The 17182-nt window shown below is 46.0% G+C and carries 16 protein-coding genes and 1 tRNA gene; 6 read left to right on the forward strand and 11 right to left on the reverse strand.

Features of this window, described 5'->3' with window-relative positions; translation table 11 throughout:
• Position 1: 1 nt before the first annotated feature.
• From ispE to VN23_RS17610, 3 genes are read right to left on the reverse strand one after another with little or no spacing between them, the layout of a single operon-like run.
• A complete protein-coding gene (gene ispE / locus VN23_RS17600; protein WP_082752831.1) occupies positions 2-850 on the reverse strand; it encodes a 4-(cytidine 5'-diphospho)-2-C-methyl-D-erythritol kinase in 849 nt (282 codons plus the stop codon).
• Positions 850-1383, reverse strand: a complete 534-nt coding sequence (gene lolB, locus VN23_RS17605) for a lipoprotein insertase outer membrane protein LolB (RefSeq protein ID WP_052746813.1) — start codon at positions 1381-1383, stop codon at positions 850-852. The genes ispE and lolB overlap by 1 nt, the downstream gene beginning before the upstream one ends.
• Positions 1383-3077, reverse strand: coding sequence for a tetratricopeptide repeat protein (locus tag VN23_RS17610; protein WP_197432947.1), 1695 nt, complete (start codon positions 3075-3077; stop codon positions 1383-1385). Before VN23_RS17610 ends, lolB begins: the two co-directional genes overlap by 1 nt.
• 326 nt (positions 3078-3403) lie before the next feature.
• Here VN23_RS17610 and mutM point away from each other — a divergent pair, with 326 nt between their 5' ends.
• The 5 genes from mutM (at position 3404) to cysN (ending at position 9942) form a co-directional block, all read left to right on the forward strand.
• On the forward strand, positions 3404-4219 hold the full coding sequence (gene mutM / locus VN23_RS17615; RefSeq protein ID WP_046353740.1) for a bifunctional DNA-formamidopyrimidine glycosylase/DNA-(apurinic or apyrimidinic site) lyase: 816 nt from the start codon (positions 3404-3406) through the stop codon (positions 4217-4219).
• Positions 4220-4306: 87 nt separating this feature from the next.
• Positions 4307-6313, forward strand: coding sequence for a dynamin family protein (locus VN23_RS17620; RefSeq protein ID WP_062654931.1), 2007 nt, complete (start codon positions 4307-4309; stop codon positions 6311-6313).
• A gap of 244 nt (positions 6314-6557) precedes the next feature.
• Positions 6558-7301: a copper homeostasis protein CutC gene (locus tag VN23_RS17625; protein ID WP_046353742.1), complete on the forward strand. Its 744-nt coding sequence runs from the start codon at positions 6558-6560 to the stop codon at positions 7299-7301.
• Positions 7302-7455: 154 nt separating this feature from the next.
• Positions 7456-8373, forward strand: coding sequence for a sulfate adenylyltransferase subunit CysD (gene cysD / locus VN23_RS17630; protein WP_046353743.1), 918 nt, complete (start codon positions 7456-7458; stop codon positions 8371-8373).
• 132 nt (positions 8374-8505) lie between these two features.
• Complete coding sequence (gene cysN / locus VN23_RS17635) at positions 8506-9942, forward strand: sulfate adenylyltransferase subunit CysN (RefSeq protein ID WP_046353744.1); 1437 nt, start codon at positions 8506-8508, stop codon at positions 9940-9942.
• 157 nt (positions 9943-10099) lie between these two features.
• On the opposite strand, the gene VN23_RS17640 is transcribed toward cysN, so the two are convergent.
• The 5 genes from VN23_RS17640 to VN23_RS17660 form a co-directional block, all read right to left on the reverse strand.
• Positions 10100-10525, reverse strand: coding sequence for a pilin (locus VN23_RS17640; protein WP_046353745.1), 426 nt, complete (start codon positions 10523-10525; stop codon positions 10100-10102).
• A gap of 235 nt (positions 10526-10760) precedes the next feature.
• Positions 10761-11195, reverse strand: coding sequence for a pilin (locus VN23_RS17645; protein ID WP_046353746.1), 435 nt, complete (start codon positions 11193-11195; stop codon positions 10761-10763).
• 137 nt (positions 11196-11332) lie between these two features.
• Entirely contained in the window at positions 11333-12946 is a 1614-nt protein-coding gene (locus VN23_RS17650) for a tetratricopeptide repeat protein (protein WP_046353747.1), read from the reverse strand.
• A 65-nt stretch (positions 12947-13011) separates the two neighbouring features.
• The gene (locus tag VN23_RS17655; RefSeq protein ID WP_046353748.1) at positions 13012-13425 is read right to left on the reverse strand and encodes a pilin; all 414 of its coding nucleotides are present in this window, start codon (positions 13423-13425) and stop codon (positions 13012-13014) included.
• Between the two features lie 57 nt (positions 13426-13482).
• Complete coding sequence (locus VN23_RS17660; protein WP_046353749.1) at positions 13483-13896, reverse strand: pilin; 414 nt, start codon at positions 13894-13896, stop codon at positions 13483-13485.
• Positions 13897-14083: 187 nt separating this feature from the next.
• On the opposite strand from VN23_RS17660, the gene VN23_RS17665 reads away from it, so the two are divergent.
• Positions 14084-14159 (forward strand) — tRNA-Thr (locus tag VN23_RS17665).
• Between the two features lie 255 nt (positions 14160-14414).
• Here VN23_RS17665 and VN23_RS17670 read toward each other — a convergent pair.
• The 3 genes from VN23_RS17670 to VN23_RS17680 form a co-directional block, all read right to left on the reverse strand.
• The gene (locus VN23_RS17670; protein WP_046353750.1) at positions 14415-15011 is read right to left on the reverse strand and encodes a Maf family protein; all 597 of its coding nucleotides are present in this window, start codon (positions 15009-15011) and stop codon (positions 14415-14417) included.
• A 115-nt stretch (positions 15012-15126) separates the two neighbouring features.
• Entirely contained in the window at positions 15127-15597 is a 471-nt protein-coding gene (gene rlmH, locus VN23_RS17675; RefSeq protein ID WP_046353751.1) for a 23S rRNA (pseudouridine(1915)-N(3))-methyltransferase RlmH, read from the reverse strand.
• Positions 15594-17144, reverse strand: coding sequence for an EAL domain-containing protein (locus VN23_RS17680; protein WP_197432948.1), 1551 nt, complete (start codon positions 17142-17144; stop codon positions 15594-15596). The genes rlmH and VN23_RS17680 overlap by 4 nt, the downstream gene beginning before the upstream one ends.
• Positions 17145-17182 lie beyond the last annotated feature (38 nt).

A 17182-nucleotide genomic window follows, 5' to 3' on the forward strand; every position in this document is an offset into this window, starting at 1 on the left:
ACTACTCGGCAAATTCATGTAATGGATGCTTACTTAATGACCTTGCTACATATCCGGTCATATTTTTTGGCAGGTCGTATATTACACGGTTTGCTTCGTTGGGTGAAGAAAAACTTGCAAAAACACAACTACCTGAGCCGGTCATCCTTGCGTTTGCATGCTGGCCAAGCCATGTAATGCTTTCGCTTATTTCCGGATAACTCTTACGCGCCACTTCTTCCAGATCATTTTGGGTCATGGCGCTGCTGAGGTGCGGAACTGTAATCGGCGGCGTATCCCTTGTCAAGCTAGGGTCGGAAAATATTTGTGGTGTAGAGACATGCACTTGAGGGTGAAGAATCACAAAATGAGCCTCAGGAGTAAGTATCGGCGTCATGATTTCGCCTATCCCTTCCACGAAAGCGTTCTCGCCAAAAATAAAAAACGGCACATCTGCGCCCAAGCTTAAACCCAGCTCCATCAACTTGCTGCGTGACAAATTCAACTGCCAAAGGCGATTCAGCGCCAACATCACCGTGGCCGCGTCCGAGCTGCCCCCCCCCACACCGCCGCCCATAGGCAGGCGCTTCTCTACTTGGATATCCACGCCCTTGCTGCATCCTGTAGCTTGCTGCAGCAAACGTGCAGCCCGCACGGTTAAATCGCTTTCCGCAGGCACTCCGGGTAAAGGATTGAGATGCCGGACTTCACCATTATCATTCACCCGCAAACTGATGGTGTCGGCCAGATCAATCAGCTGAAACACAGATTGCAGCAAATGGTAACCATCGCTACGACGACCGATAATATGTAAAAAGAGATTAAGTTTGGCGGGTGCAGGAAAATCTTGCCAATCGTGAGTACTGCTCATTAGGGATTCCATTGCCATTCTGATATCACTACTTTGATTTCTAAATCGCTACGACTTAGCGTTAATTTATGCGGCAAGCTAGGTTGCCCGCGATAATCACTACTTTCTATATGCCAACCTGCCTGTAAGAGCAGGCGGCCATTTTCAATCTCACTCTGGCTTGTTACCGCAAGCTCCGGATCAGGCTCACCACGTAGCCACCAGCGTAAACCTGACACAGGCAAAGGCCAGCCAAGCGCCTCTAAGATCAGCTCATCGGCAGAGTTTGCGGTAATTTCGCGTTGATTGGCACCGCGAAAGCTCGCTCTGCCGGGGCTAAAACGCAGCTCTGCTGCCGTTTGCCCGAGCGGGCCAGAAAGCGACAACTCGCTTTGCTCGCCCAATTGATGCCAATCAAACTGAGCATAGTGCCTTTCATTCGCCACTTTTAAAGCCACGCGCCCACTCGCCGAATACCCCGCCCGAGTTGCTTGCGGGGTAGATGCGCAGCCTGCCAGCATAAATAGCAGCAGCAAAACAAAACCTAAGCGCATCAACGAATACCTAGCCGGGAGATAGTTTCGGTCAAGGTTTCATTTTTGGCATCAATTAAGAGCGCGGCATCCACCACTTTTTTGGCTTCGACCTTATCACCCAGCTGCCACAATACTTCAGCCAAATGTGCGGCAACATCAGGCTCAGACAATTTTGCGTGGGCACGCTTCAGCAACTCTTGTGCCTCTGGCAGCTTGCCTTGCTTATAACGCAGCCAGCCCAAGCTATCCAGAATCACAGGGCTATCTGGCTCTAAGGCGATGGCTTGCTCCAGCCATTTTTCGGCTTCTGCAAGCTTGGCGGTGCGTGTCAGCAGCGTATAACCCAAGGCATTCATTCCCTGAGCATTAGCGGGTAGCAGCTGTACATACTTACGCAAATCGCTTTCAGCTAAAGCGTAATTACCTTGCATATCGGCCATTAAGGCTCGATCGTAAATTAAATCTGCCGACTGTGGATAAGTTGTAATTCCCTTACTTAAAATATCCACACCCTTTTTATAATCGCGTGCCTCACGCCACAACTGAGCCTCCATCTGGATATGCTCAATCCGTGCTTGCTCGGTGTCCGCAGGCAAGGCGGTGATCGCTTTACGTGCTTCCTCCATGCGGCCTAAACGGGCAAAAACTCGTGGCAAGCGTTTTTTAGCCGGCAAGGCAAATTCGCCACCTACCTGGCTATACCACTTTAATGCTTCGTCAAAACGATAGCGCTCTTCGGCAATCTGCCCCAGGTAGTAACGTAAGTTATCCACATTGCGCGGGTTTTGCGTAATGGCAGCGCTTAAATTGCGATAAGCCGTATCTAAATCTCTCTGCTGCAATGCAATTAAACCCGTGCCAATCAAGGCATCCAGATTGCTCGCTTGCAAATTAAGTACTTCCTGGTAAACCTGATTTGCTTCAGGTAAACGTTGAGCAGCAACTAATTCACGCGCCAGACTATTACGCAGGCTAAACGACATCGGATTATCTTTTATGGCTTTTTGCAAAAATTCAATGCTACCCGCAGGCGATTGATTCGATAAAAGCTGTGCTTTGTACTGAATCACCACTTCCCAATTAGGGCGAGCTGCCAAAGCGCGATCTAATTCTGCGATGGCATCATTAAAACGCTCCTGATTAGCTAAGGCCACGGCACGGGCAAAGCGAGCTTCCGGCAGCTGAGGATACTTTTGCGTTAACTCATCTGTGAGCATCCACGCAGCTTTTCGATCGCTGCTTTTATCCCAGAGCAAGTGCATTTGCATAAAGAAAGCAGCAGCATCCTCAGGCTTGGCAGCCAGCAATGCCTCTATATGCGGGCGGGCTTCTTCAATGCGATCTGCCCGAATCAATAAAGTAAGCAATATTTGTCGCGCACCCACCGAGTTAGGTGCCGCTGTAATCCATTGCTGAGCCGTTTCCTGAGCCAAACCCAACTGCCCCGCGCCTACTGCGACTTCGGTAGCGCGACGTGCAACACGCGGATCATGCGTTCGGTTTGCTAAGTCGTACCAGGTTTGCGCGGACAATGCTGTTCGGCCACGCTGCAAAGCAATATCCGCAACCAAAAAACGCAATAGCAAATCATTAGACAGAGGTAAACGTGATAGCGTTTCAGGGGCAAAGCTTTCATCCCGAACCGGCTCCGCATCGCCCGTAACCTCAGCGGGTTCGCTCGCCGTCACCCCGGATGTGGAGGCGACAGGCACAGAGGCGCACCCGCCCAAAAATAAGCTGCTAATAAGTAAGCAAAGAGCATAGTGTCGGAAAGGGACGAGCATGGCACAATCCAGTAACGTCATTAATCATTCCATATTAACTCGGATATTTCAGATAGGAATAGCTCGTCTTACACTTACTATATTCATCGACAGATCGTAAGCTTTACTAACATAGAATAAAAACAATATTAAAAACTCATAAAAATGCTTACAAAACAAGCAGCTGCGCCATTATCACTCGCCAGTAAGCCTCTTTATACGCAATATATATCCAGTGTTTACAACAACATCAGCACCGCCAACGGGAAGAAAAAGTGCCAGAATTACCCGAAGTTGAAACCACAAAACGCGGCATTGCACCGCATATAGAAGGTGTTGTGATCAGCGAAGTGATTATTCGCCAAGCCAGATTACGCTGGCCGATTCCTGCCGATCTAGCTCAAACACTAGAAGGCAAAAAAATACTCAGCGTAAGCCGTAGGGCAAAGTATTTACTCTTTAACTTTAAGCACGGCACCCTGCTGATTCACTTGGGCATGTCAGGCAATTTACGCGTATTAACCGAAGCATTTCCGGCAGAAAAACATGATCACTTTGATTTAGTTTTAGCTAATGGAAAACGCTTACGATATCGCGATCCACGCCGTTTTGGCGCTTGTTTATGGCAAGCATTAGAAAATGGACCACATTCTTTATTATTAAAGCTGGGGCCAGAACCATTATCCGAGCAATTTAATACCGATCATCTTCTATCCGCCCACTCTAATCGGAAAATAGCGATTAAACTCGCCATTATGGATAACCATACGGTAGTGGGCGTTGGTAATATCTATGCATCAGAATCTTTATTCAGGGCAAAAATCAATCCCAACAGAGCTGCAAATAGCCTAAATCATCAAAAATCTGCGCAATTAGTTGATGCAATCAAGGCGACACTAGGGGATGCGATTATTGCAGGTGGCAGCACACTGCGTGATTATGTCGATAGCGATGGTAAAGCAGGCTATTTTCAGCTGAGTGCTTTTGTTTATGGCCGGGCAGGAATGCCATGCCGAATTTGTGGTACTGAAATCAAACAAATACGCCAGGGGCAACGCAGTACATTTTATTGCCCTCAATGCCAGAATTAAAAAACAAATAAATTACAATTAAAACAACACATTAACCAAGACTCACAACTTACAAACAATGACGGCGTCGCAAATAGAGAGATGGCAATGAGCACCGATTATCTGCATCAAAACGATTTGGCAGTGAATGACCCAAGTGGCAGTGATCGCTTAGTCGGGGATTTCCAGGCTTACAGCACTTGGCGCGCTGAGCTCACTCAGGCAATCAGCCAGCTCGCCCGCTGGCTGACTGAGCAAGATTTGGAGGATGCCCAAAGTAATTTGCGTATTTCTCAGCTAATAGAAAAACTACGTGACGACAAACTGAATATTGCCTTTGTTGCCGAGTTTTCACGCGGTAAATCTGAGCTGATCAACGCTATTTTCTTTGCAAATTATGGCAAACGTATTTTGCCCTCATCGGCTGGCCGCACAACCATGTGCCCAACCGAGCTGCTCTACGATGCCTCGCGCGAGCCATCGATTCAGCTTTTGCCGATTGAAACCCGCACTCAGAATGTAACCACCAGCGAATATCGCCGATATCCTGAAGAATGGAAAACCATTCCACTAGATGTTAATGATGCTGATGCCATGTTTGAATCGTTTCGGCATGTAGGCCTTACACGCCGCTCCCCTGTGGCAGAAGCAGCCAGCTACGGCCTTTACAATGCCGAAGACCCAGATCAGCTCATCGCAGTGGATGCGCAAGGCACCATCGAGATTCCTTGCTGGCGGCATGCGGTGATTAATTTCCCGCACCCGCTACTCAAACAAGGCTTGGTGATTCTGGATACACCGGGGCTAAACGCCATTGGTACCGAGCCTGAACTCACGCTTAATTTGCTGCCCAATGCACACGCTATTCTTTTTATTTTGGCAGCAGACACCGGTGTTACCCGCTCGGATATTGATATCTGGCGCTCGCATATTGCCAAAGGCGGCAACCGTGGCCGCTTAGCCGTGCTCAATAAAATCGACAGCATGTGGGATGAATTAAAACCCCCCGAGCAAATCGAAGCTGAAATCAATCATCAGATTACCACCACTGCTGAGCTGCTCGGCGTGTCTATTGGCCATGTTTACCCTATTTCGGCACAAAAAGCGCTGGTTGCCAAAGTAAACCAGGATGTAGATTTACTGGCTCGCTCACGCCTAACGGCATTAGAAGAAGCACTTTCTAACGAGCTGCTTCCTTCCAAGCAAGATATCGTTCGCGACAGCACGATCACCGAAGTAGAAGACATCGTTCAAGGTATGCGCGCGATTCTGACAGTGCGACGGGACGGTGTGCTGGAGCAACTCAACGAGCTATCCACTCTGCGTGGCAAGAATCAGGATGTTGTCGGGCAAATGATGGATAAGGTGCACGCCGACAAGCGCAAATTTGAACAAGGCTTGGTGCGTTTTCAGGCACTACGCAGCATTTTCAGCCAGCAAACCAATCAGTTGATGACATTGCTGGGCATTGATGCGCTCAAAGGCAATATCGAAGCCGTGCGTAAGCAAATGGAAAACAGCATGTTCTCCTTTGGCGAAGGCGGTTTGCGCGCAATCATGGATCAGTTTTTTAAAGACGTGAATGGCAATATCAGCCACTCCGCAGCCCAAGTGGCCGAAATCCAAGCCATGATGGCGGCGATGTATAAGAAATTTAGCGAAGAACACGGCTTGGGTAGCGTTACTCCACCACCTTTTTCTACCTTGAAGTATCACAAAGAAATTTCGCGCTTAGAAAAATCTTTCCGTGAGCATTTCAATACCGTCAGTACTTTGCTCACCACCAGCAAGGGTAAGCTTTCGCATAAATTCTTTGAAACCATAGCCAGCCGTGTGCTCTATGTATTTGAAGTAGCCAACCGCGATGTAGAAAACTGGCTAAAAGCCGTAATGGCACCGATGGAAACACAGGTGCGCGAACATCAGCTGCAATTACGCCGGCGCCTAGAAAGCATTAAGCGCATCCATAAAGCCACCGACACACTGGAAAGTCGTATTGAAGAGCTGGAAGAAATGGACAGACAGCTCGCCACACAGCTCGCCGATCTGGAGGGGCGTTTACGTGGCATTTATGCTGCACTGAATGAAAATATATTTGCAGCAAAAGCGGCTTAGTTGTTGAGCTAATAGCATATTGCTTAGGGCGAGCAACGACTTTTACACCTTGATCGTATTGCTAAGGATGTAAAACAACACCGTCGTTGCACCCCATAAGAAAATAAATTATTGATCTGAACCATCAAACTTACGGCTTAAGCTACATCGCTTTTCCCGAACCTTTTAAGCTTCATTCTGTCCTAGCAAATCTATCTATAAATAACGCCGCCCCTTCTGGCGGCGTTCTCTTTTGGAAGCATCTATGTCTGATATTTTGCTGGAAATCTGTGCTGGATCAGTTACATCATGTTTAGCTGCTCAGGAAGGCGGCGCACATCGGGTTGAGTTTTGCGATAATCTATTAGAAGGTGGCACCACGCCATCGTACGGGCAAATCGCCGTAGCCAGAGAGCGTTTATGGATCGGTTTTAATGTGATCATCCGCCCGCGCGGTGGCGATTTTTTATACACCGATCTGGAATACGAAGTGATGCAGCGCGATATTATTGCCTGCAAAAAGCTCGGTGTAGACGGCATAGTGATTGGCATACTGACTGCCAATGGCTATATCGATGTGGCGCGTTGCAAAGCCTTGGTTGCGCTGGCCAGCCCCATGCAAGTCACCTTCCACCGCGCTTTTGATGTGGCTCAGAACCCACTCAAAGCGCTGGAAGACGTTATTGCCACGGGTTGCAATCGGCTGCTCAGCAGCGGCCAGGCCGCCACGGCATTAGAGGGTGCTGCCCTGCTCAAAACACTGCAAGCCGCCGCAGGTGATCGCCTAGTCGTCATGCCCGGTGCAGGTGTTCGCTGCAATAATATCGCCGAATTAGTCGCCACCACCGGCTGCAAAGAATTCCACACCTCCGCCCGCCTGCCTTTCGCCAGCCAAATGCGTTATTGCAACCCCAATGTGCATATGGGCATCCCCGGCCAGGACGAATACGCCTTGATAGAAACCAATGCCGAGCTGGTAAAAGAAATCATCGCCAAAGCATCCATATAGATATAACGATTAAATCCTTCGCTTACCGGCCCGACTTCGGTAAATTCGCAAGGTTATAGCGTTATAAGCCATTGCCTGAACCCTTTCAGCGCTACGCAAAACGTCGCAGAAAAATCACCCGCATTTTGAAACAATCTCTTTGCCCGGATAAAGTATGACTACCCTCAGTGAAGCAAGGCTGACTCACCTTAAGCAACTCGAAGCAGAGTCCATCCATATTATTCGAGAAGTAGCCGCCGAGTTTGATAACCCGGTCATGCTCTATTCCATTGGCAAAGATTCTGCCGTGATGCTGCATCTGGCGCTGAAAGCCTTTGCTCCGGGCAAAATGCCTTTTCCGCTGATGCATGTGGATACCACTTGGAAATTCGGCGAAATGATCACATTTCGCGATAAAATGGCAGCAAAGTGCGGCTTTGATCTGATTGTTCACATCAATGAAGAAGGTGTAAAAGCGGGCATCAATCCATTTAGCTCGGGCTCGGCTAAGCACACCGACGTAATGAAAACCGAAGGCCTGAAGCAGGCGCTGAATAAATACAAATTTGATGCAGCTTTTGGCGGCGCACGCCGTGATGAAGAAAAATCTCGTGCCAAAGAGCGCGTGTACTCATTCCGCGATAAAAACCATCGCTGGGATCCAAAAGTGCAACGCCCAGAGCTATGGAATATCTACAACTCCAAAATCGACCAAGGCGAAAGCATCCGCGTATTCCCGCTGTCTAATTGGACAGAGCTGGATATCTGGCAATATATCTATATGGAAAACATCGACATTGTGCCGCTCTACTACGCCGACGTTCGCCCCGTAGTTGAGCGTAATGGCACCCTAATCATGGTAGATGACGATCGTATGCCCCTGTTGCCGGGTGAAGTACCAGAAATGAAATCGGTACGCTTTAGAACGCTGGGCTGTTACCCGCTTACTGGCGCTGTCGAATCCACCGCAAAAACGCTGCCAGAAATCATCCAAGAAATGCTGCTCACCACCACCAGCGAGCGCCAAGGGCGAATGATCGACCATGATTCATCAGGCTCGATGGAAAAGAAAAAAATGGAAGGGTATTTCTAGAAGTTCAGAAAAACCTGTAGACACAGAGAACACAGAGAGGGCACTAAGAAATACAGTGCCTCTCCCCCTTTGTTCTGTGTGCTCCGTGTTCTCTCTGATCTCTGTGTCCACAGAATTTAAGGTTCTAATAATATGTCACACCAATCTGATCTGATCGCCAGCGATATCGAAGCCTATTTAAAGCAGCACGAAAACAAAGATCTGCTGCGTTTTATTACCTGTGGCAATGTGGACGACGGTAAATCCACCTTGATCGGCCGCCTGCTGCACGATTCAAAACTGATTTTTGAAGACCAGCTTGCCGCCATTCAAAAAGACAGCAAAAAATACAACACCACCGATCAAGAAATCGATCTGGCTCTGCTGGTAGACGGCCTGCAAGCCGAGCGCGAGCAAGGCATTACCATCGATGTGGCCTACCGCTACTTCAGCACAGATAAGCGCAAATTTATCATTGCCGATTGCCCCGGCCACGAGCAATACACCCGCAATATGGCCACCGGCGCATCCACCTGCGATCTGGCCGTTATCCTGATCGACGCGCGTTATGGTGTACAAACCCAGACTCGCCGCCACAGCTATATCGTCAGCCTACTGGGCATTAAGCATGTGATTATCGCCGTGAATAAAATGGATTTAGTCGGCTTTAGCGAACAGCGCTTTAATGAAATCCGCGCAGAATATCTAACACTGGCTAAATCCCTAAATATCGCCGACATTCAATTTGTGCCGATCTCTGCACTGCGCGGCGATAATGTGGTGACACCAAGCGAGCAAGCACCCTGGTACACCGGCCTGACCTTTATGCAGCACTTGGAAGCCGTGCAAATCAATCGCGACAGCCGCCTCGAATCCTTCCGCCTGCCGGTGCAATACGTGAACCGCCCTAATCTCGATTTCCGTGGCTTTTGCGGCACCATCGCCGCTGGCCGCGTATTTCCAGGTGACGAAATCATCGCCCTGCCTTCAGGCAAAACGGCCAAGGTAAAAGCGATTGTGATCTATGAAGGTGAGCTGGAAACCGCCTTTGCAGGCCAAGCCATCACGCTGACCTTAGATCGGGAAATCGACATCAGCCGTGGCGATATGATCGTTAAAACCAGCGATATCGCTCCACAAATCGGCCAATCTTTTGACGCGCATTTAGTGTGGATGAACGAAGCGCCACTGACCGTGGGCAAAGAATACGGCTTTAAACTTGCGGGTAAAAACGTCTTTGGCCGAATCGCCCAAATCGCCCACCGTGTGGATGTAAACAGCATGGAGCATGTGGAAGCCAAGGAGCTAAAACTCAACGAAATCGGCCTCTGCCGCATCATCCTAAATGCCCCCGTCGTCTTCGACACCTACGCAGATTGCAAAGGCACCGGCAGCTTCATCATCATCGACCGGCTAAGCAACGCCACCGCAGGCGCAGGTATGATCGAACAAGCCGCGGCCCATTCAGCCAGCGACGAGCAAGATGAACGGGCTAAATGGCGTGCTTTTGAAGTGGATTTAAATACACTGGTACGCAAACACTTCCCAGAATGGGGCGCGCGGGATGTGAGGGAGATTTTTAAGGGGTGATGGTTTATTTTGTAAGGTCAATAAGAGTAATAGCGCAATTGCACCATGAGTGATTAATCAGCAGCATCAAACACACAATCCAGCATCCATTACAGATACTGGATTGTGTGGTATCACTTTGCTCATTCGGCACAACGTGCCACAACTTATTAAACCCTTACACCTGTTTGCACGTTTTAGGCGCTAAATCCTCGAAACCCGCCACAATCCCTGTCGTCGCACAAGTCCACTCACCACCAACAGCACGCGTCCATGTAATCTTTGCCGCAGAAATTTTCCCTGGCGCATTGGCCATTGAGCATGAAATAAATACAATCCCTGTATTCGCAACTTCTGCAGTCATTGTGCAATTATTGGTAGTAGCAGCTAAGCCAATAGCTGCTGCATTTGCAATGATCTCACCGTTATTCAACTTTACTTCTACTACTGTTTTTCCCGGTGTAACTTCAGCCAAGCCCGCAGCCATCTTTGCTTTCGCTTGGTAATTCGCATATGAGGGAATCGCTATTGCAGACAAAATGCCAATAATTGCCACAATAATCATCAATTCAATCAGAGAAAAACCTTTTTGCATGTTTTTCATATTGCACTCCAACAACTATCTCAGAAAAGTAGAGAAAAACTTCAACTCTTACAAATAATACATTGTCTTATTTTTATTCAAAATGAAATAGCTGACCTCTAGGCTCCCACAAAATGAGGAACACGGGATGAGAAAAATTATCACGAGATAATGCTTTGGATAAGTTCTGCATAAAATAAAAAAATGGCCTACTTATATTGAGTAGGCCATTTAATTAAAACGATATAAATCCTAATTAGCTATTCTTGCAACCCTTAGGCAAGGCTTTCAAAGCTTCGTCAGCCCATGCACCTGTGGTCTGACATTCCCACTCACCAGAAACTGAACGAGTCATTTGCAACACTTTACCAGCAAGAACTTTAGGCTGGTTAAGCATTGTGCAAAGGATACCGCCATCAGCAGTCACAGCACTCAGTGTGCAATGTGCCGTTGTCACTTTACCGATATAACCTGCAGTCGTAGCATCAGCAGCAAATACTGGAGTTTCACCATCAGAAAGTTTGCTGTCATAAGGGGTTCTGAAAGCATCAATTTCTGCCAATGCTGCAGCAGCAAAAGATTTTGCAACGTAATTTTGATACGAAGGAATCGCTACTGCAGCCAAAATACCGATAATCGCTACAACGATCATCAATTCGATCAGGGTGAAACCTTTTTGCATGTTTTTCATTTTTATCGCTCCCATATAATGTTTAAGAAGGAAGCCCTACGCTTCACTTAACCAAAACATTCACGGGATGATACTAAGCAATAGTCATGCCAGCTTATAAAACAAGCCGACTCAAATTATTTTACCGATGAGTGCACTTAACGCCGAGCACAAACAGCTACAACTCCTATCGCACATGCTTTAGCGTAGTCTTCTTTGGCAAGCTCCGGTTTCCCTTGTAGCTCAAAAGCCCGGGCGCGACCAAGATAGGGCCTGAAGTAGTCAGGCTTTAACACAATCGACTGATCAAAGTTTACCAGTGCCTGTTGGTAATCTTGCATTTCAAGATAAACAGCCCCTCTATCGTTATAGACAAAACTATATTGCGGCCATATTTCTAGTGCTTTATTAAAATCATCTAAAGCTAGTTTATATTGCTTTTCTTTGAAAAATGCCAAACCTCTATTATGGTAAACACGTTCAACACCTGGTCTATTCTCTTTACCTTCCACTAATCTAGCAGCATCATCCCATAGCAATAAAGGGTGCGAAAAACTAGTCAACCTTTGTAAGGTTAAAGGAATCATAAATAATGCAATGATACTTAGTAATATAATTGATTTTTTCGGGCTAATTTTTTGCACGAAAAACGGCAAAGCACACGATAAAAAAACAATCCAGATATAACTACGATAAATGACAAACGACTCTTGAATACGAATAGTAGAAAACTCAGTAAAAAACAATACCCATGGGCAAAGAATAGCAAACCCCAATAACCCCACCAAACCTTTACGTAACAGTAAATAAATGCATGGTAGCGGAAAAATAACAAATAAAGTTGCGCCAATAATTTGAGGGAACAAAAAAAAGCGTGTGGAAAATGTTTCATATATGTCTATAGACATCCAGCGCGGAGAGGGAACAATCCAAACCATTAGATATTTAAAGAATAATCCTGCCTGAGTGAATATTGAAAGTGGGTAAGCCAGCTTTATATTAAAATAAGGATCAATTACTTTCAATCGGGCAAGCATTTCTGGAGCACCTAACTCATAAGTAGACCCATACAAATCAATTTCAGATTGTTTTGTATATAAAACATAAATTGCAATAAAAAAACATAATAAAAAATATGGCCAGCTAAATTTAACTATTGATTTGAAATCATTCTTTATTAAAACAGAAGCAGCAAAAGCTATAACTGGTAACATAATCGCATGCTCTTTGCACAATACCGACAAACCATATAATGCAACTGAAATATATAAATATATTTTATTTTTAAATAAAACACTCTTCAAAAATATTATTAACATAGCAATTGCAAAAAAAGTAGACATTAACATACTTCTTTGCGATAAATATGCAACGGAATAAACAGAGGCGGGATGCAATAAAAATATTAAACTAGCAAAAAATGCAGTATTTTCTAGTGATAACCCTTCATATCTACTATCAATAACTTCATAAAAAATAAATTTTAGAAAAAAATATAGAAGTACTCCATTAGACGCATGAATCAGTGAATTACCAAGGTGCAACCAAACAACATCATCACCAAGCAAGACTCGGGTCCATTCAAATGTTGCATATGGAAACCATCGCAAAGAAAAATCAAAAAACTTATTTAAAAGATGATGGTGTTCAGTTCCATTAAAAAAATACAAATCATCAAATACAATTGGGCCCCATAAAAAATTAAAGTATATTAAAAATGGAAAAAATATTATCAACATCAAATGCAAATAAATTATATTTTTATTGTTCACTGGACCCCCCTTGTTTTTTAATATTAAAAGATGAGCAAAATAAAACGCTCATCTTTTAATTTTTTTTACTTACAATATTTAACACCCAAACACGTCCCTGTTTGTGCCCAAGTAATAGCTGTCCCCTGTGCATTTAAAGTTGGTGTCAAAACAAAAGTGTAGCCACCCGCTGCTGCTGTACCAGTAAATGTAATCACGCCATTTGTTACAGTTCCCCCTGTTGCTAAGCCTGTTGTAGCTACAGTGGGAGTTGCTGGAATACCTTGAGTACCTGCATTACAACCTGTAAATGTATTCAAGTCAGCATGGCACAATGCAACCGCTTGTTTATATGAATCAGAAATACTGAGAACTTCAGAAAATTTCGCTTTTTTTGTATAATCTTGATAAGAGGGAATTGCTACGGCAGCTAAAATTCCTATAATTGCCACAACAATCATCAATTCAATTAATGTAAAACCTTTTTGGATGTATTGCATTTTACTCTCCAAATAGAGCTAGCAAAAATGCTAGCTCTATAAATTGAACGTCTATGTTCACTTGCAGTACTTAACAGCTAAGCATGTACCAGATTGTGTCCACGTAATTGCAGTCCCTTCTGCATTTAAAGCAGGAGTTAAAATAAAGGTATATGCACCTGCTGCCGCTGTACCTGTAAAGGAAATAACGCCATTTGTTACCGTACCCCCTGTTGCTAAGCCTGTTGTAGCTACAGTTGGGGTAGCCGGAATACCTTGAGTACCTGCATTACATCCCGTAAACGTATTTAAATCTGACTGGCACATCGCCACAGCTTGTTTGTATGAATCCGAAATACTCAGCACTTCAGAGAACTTCGCTTTCTTCGTATAGTCCTGATAAGACGGAATCGCAACGGCGGCCAGGATACCGATAATGGCGACCACAATCATCAGTTCGATCAGGGTAAAACCTTTTTGTAAGTTTTTCATATCTTGCTCCTAAATCTTTAATTTAAAAGCTTTTTTCCCCGAGCATTAAGCCGCAAAATATGTTTTTTGCTTGTTTATGACATGTGCAATATCGATGCCTGCTTGCTTAGCTTTTGATCGCTGACTGATTAACGGCGGAATTTATCGGTGGGGTGAGGCGCTGTGGCTTATAATTTTATTGAGTCTTGCCGTTGTAGCTCAGTTGGTAGAGCAACTGATTCGTAATCAGTAGGTCGGGTGTTCGATTCACCTCAACGGCACCAATAGAATCAGCGCCTTAAGCTATTTAGTAGGCGAAAACTTATATTTATTGAACTCTTAACTCATAAAAATTATTTTTCTCATAAAAAAGACCCCGAAGGGTCTTTTTTATGACTGGCTCTAAACACAATGTGACAAAAATGGTCAGGTAGCGCCCATTTTTGACATCAGGTAGACCATTTAGTCCATACAGAATCAATAAAACCTGTAAACACAACACCATAGGTATTATTTCTAACCTCTGTACACAAACGTAATTAGCCTGCTAAAAACCCCAAACCGTGACGAGCAAGCAGGGCGGCTGTGTCGTGCAGGGGCAAGCCCATTACGCCGCTGAAGCTGCCTTGCAAATCAGAAATAAACAATCCAGCCCTGCCTTGTATGCCATAGCTACCAGCCTTATCCATAGGTTCGCCACTGGCAACATAGGCTGCGATTTGCGCAGGGCTCAGTGGCATAAAGGTAACTGTACTAAGCGATAGTATGATTTCTATGCCGGTATTGGTGCGTAAACCCAGACTGGTAAGCACTTCGTGGCTGCGGCCAGATAACTGCTCCAGCATAGCGGTTGCATCGTTCGCATCCAGCGGTTTACCCAAAATTTGTCCGTCCAGCACCACCGTGGTATCTGCGGCTAAAACGGGTAGGGGATGTTTATCCTGTGCCAGCATGGCTTGCCAGCCTGATTCTGCCTTAGCCTTCGCCAGACGCAGCACATAATCCTTGGCGGTTTCATTTGGGAAAGGGGTTTCATCGATAGGGGCAGAGATGCGTTCAAAATGAACGCCAATTTGCACCAGCAGCTCCTGACGGCGTGGGCTGCCGGAAGCAAGATAGAGTTGAGGTTTTGGCATGGGTATATGACGTGTAGGGCGGGTGAAACCCGCGTTGTGAATAATATTGTAATGGAATAATGAGCCGCATTAAAAAATGGCGGGTTACAACCCACCCTACAACACCACAACATCATTACTCGCGATGATAAGGGTGGTTATTGATAATCGATACCGCCCGATAAAGCTGTTCGGCCAATAGCACTCTAACCATGCCATGCGGCAGGGTCATGGCTGAGAGTTGCAATAGCTGATCGGCGCGTTTTTTTACACTGGGGTCTAGGCCATCGGTGCCGCCAATAATAAATACCGTTTCCCGACCATCAATTTGCCAGGTCTTCATTTTTTCGGCGAGCTGCATGGTGGTCCAGTTAGCGCCATGCTCATCTAAGGCCAATACGCGGGCATCTTGTGGGATGGCCGCCAGGATACGCTCGGCTTCATCACTCATCACTTGCTGTGCGGTTTTGCCACTGCCCCGTTTATCAGGCTTTAGCTCTAGCAATTGCAGCGGAAAATCACGTGGCATACGCTTAGAAAACTCTTTATACCCAGAGTCGATCCAATCCGGCATCTTGTGCCCAACAGCAATTAAAGTCAGTTTCATACGGTGTCAGGCAAAGGATCGGAGCTTAGCGGTTTAAATCTTGCAGGGGTAGGGGTCTGCAAAAATTGCCTGAGCTCTTCAAAAGGCATCGCCTTGGCATACAGCCAACCTTGTCCCCATTCAACGCCCATTTCTTTTAGCGTTTCTGCCTGCTCGGTGGTTTCAATTCCTTCTGCCACCACGCTCAAACCCAGTGCAGTAGCCATTTGTACGATATGCGATGCCACATGATGCGTGGCAGCACCACTACCTAGTGCTTGCACAAAGCTTTTATCGATTTTTAGTATATCCACCGGCAAAGTATGTAAATAGCTAAGGCTGGAATACCCCGTGCCAAAATCGTCAATCAATATAATGTGGCCCGCTTGCCGCAAGCGGGTAATCACCTCGATCTCGCTCTGGCCCAGCACTAGGCTACGCTCAGTGATTTCTAATTCAATGCGGCTCGGGGCAAGCTGATGCTTTTTGCAAAGCGCAGCAAGGTTTTCTACAAATAGTGGCGAGGCTAAATCTGCGCCCGCTAAATTCACAGAGATAGAAACATCAGTGTTAGCAAGTTGCGCTAAATCAGTGGCCACTTTTTCCAGTACAAATTGTGTCAACAGGCTGATCTGGCCGTTTTCTTCGGCATAGCCGATAAAAAGATCCGGGCTAATTTTGGAGCCATTTTGCCGCTGCCAGCGTAATAGCGCTTCAGCGCAGCATACTTCACTCTTTGCCAACGTCACCATGGGCTGATAATGCACTTCAAACTCACCCAACCGCAGGCCTTCGATGATCTCCAGCCCCATGGTAAAACTACGCCGGGTAAACCAGATAATAATGCCAATAAATATAATGCAAACCACGCTACATAACGGCAACAAGTCTTTAAAGTAATCTTGCCAAGCACGTTGCAACTCTTTTGGGGGCAAGGAAGCGGTAATTTTATAGTTTGGATTTGTTCGGCTTACACTAGTCTGCTGCAACCACGTTGTGTCTGGCTTAGGCTTCACATTCTTGGTACTGGCCAAACGCCTTTGATTACGATCCACTTCAATATATAGCCCTCGCTTTTTAACAGGCAAGATATCAACTAAATACTGTGAGTTAATCACGGCATAATGTGGTCCTTTACCATACAGAATAGAGGGCTTAGGTAAATCCCCTTTAAACTCAAACCACAGCGAGCGACCCAACATAGTGTGTTGATCTGGTGGAGGCAAAGGGTAATTTGATCTGCTCGATGCCGAACATTTCACCACGCCATCCGGCGCATAGATCACGCTACGTACAAATAGCTCACTGAACGTAATATTACTCAGGCGCTGCTGATGAGCCTCACTACAGTCATTTAAATCCGATTTATCTAACTGCTCAAGAAAATGCCCACTCACCGTATAAGCACGATCACTACGCAGCATAGCTTGCTCGGCAATATCATGAAGATAGCCCTGCAACTCTTCCTTGGCCTGCTCTCTGGCCAGCCAGGCTGCAAATAAAGTGACCGCCACACAGGCAAGGATCGAGATTAGAATGGCTTGCCATAATAGTTTCTTTTTGCGCATATGATTATGCTTACGTCCTATACCTAGCAAAATGTCCA

Source organism: Janthinobacterium sp. B9-8 (genome assembly GCF_000969645.2).
Classification (GTDB): Bacteria; Pseudomonadota; Gammaproteobacteria; order Burkholderiales; family Chitinibacteraceae; genus Iodobacter.